At 72.0% G+C, this 849-nt stretch carries 1 protein-coding gene and 1 pseudogene; one reads left to right on the top strand and one right to left on the bottom strand.

The features are described from left to right. Positions 1-39: 39 nt before the first annotated feature. Positions 40-495: pseudogene (locus I5I_RS05460) on the top strand (DUF4032 domain-containing protein); the annotation flags it as partial. On the opposite strand, the gene I5I_RS16310 reads toward I5I_RS05460, so the two are convergent. Beyond that, positions 395-787: an RsmE family RNA methyltransferase gene (locus I5I_RS16310; protein ID WP_374699901.1), complete on the bottom strand. Its 393-nt coding sequence runs from the start codon at positions 785-787 to the stop codon at positions 395-397. The pseudogene I5I_RS05460 and the gene I5I_RS16310 overlap by 101 nt on opposite strands. Positions 788-849: the final 62 nt, after the last annotated feature.

Raw genomic sequence — 849 nt, 5'->3', positions numbered from 1 at the left:
CGCGCCGCGGCGTATCCCCCCACGAAAGCGAAGACCCGCGTGGCCCACTCCCTCACGATCACCGCGAGCAGTGTCGACGCAGGCCTGCTGGCGCTGCCCTGGTCCACACCCCTCGACGAGTGGGGCAAGGACACCATCGTCTCCCTGCCCAAGGGCCTTTCGCGCCACCTCGTCCGCTTCGCGGATCTGTCGGGCCGCGTGGTCGCCGTCAAAGAGACGACCGGCGAGATGGCCCGCCGCGAGTACGACATGCTGGGCTCCCTCGGCCGCCTCGATGTGCCGTGCGTGGAACGGGTCGCGGTGATCGACGGTCGCCGCACGCCGAAGGGCGACCCGCTGCCGGCCGCGCTCGTGACGGCGCATCTGAAGTTCTCGCTCCCCTACCGCGCCCTCTTCACACAGGTGCTGCGACCCGACACCGCCGGCCGGCTCGTCGACGCCCTCGCCGCGCTGCTCGTGCGCCTGCATACCGTCGGCTTCTTCTGGGGTGACGTGGTTCGTCGGGAGCGATGCCGCCTTCGGGGCCGACGACGAGAACGATCTCCGCGCCGTCGGCCACAGGGACGGCGCTCAAGGCCGTGGCGGCTGTGGGCTCCAGCACGAGAACGCGCGCGTCCGCGGCACGTGCGGCGAGGCCGGCGACGGACACCGGCGCCGACACGCGCGGAACCCACGGGCGGTGCGCCTGCTTGGCGGCTTCGCGGACGATGCTCTGCCAGCGTGCGACGCCCTTGATGGCCTTGTCGTCGCTCCAGCGCGATACGCTGCGCGCGCCCTGCCACGGCACGATCTCGTCGACACCGAGCTCGGTTGCCGCCTGGACTCTAGAGGATCCCCGGGTCCGGCTCG

This window comes from Microbacterium sp. B24, from assembly GCF_000333415.1.
Taxonomy (GTDB): domain Bacteria; phylum Actinomycetota; class Actinomycetes; order Actinomycetales; family Microbacteriaceae; genus Microbacterium.
This window is presented reverse-complemented; position numbering and strand designations above follow the sequence as displayed.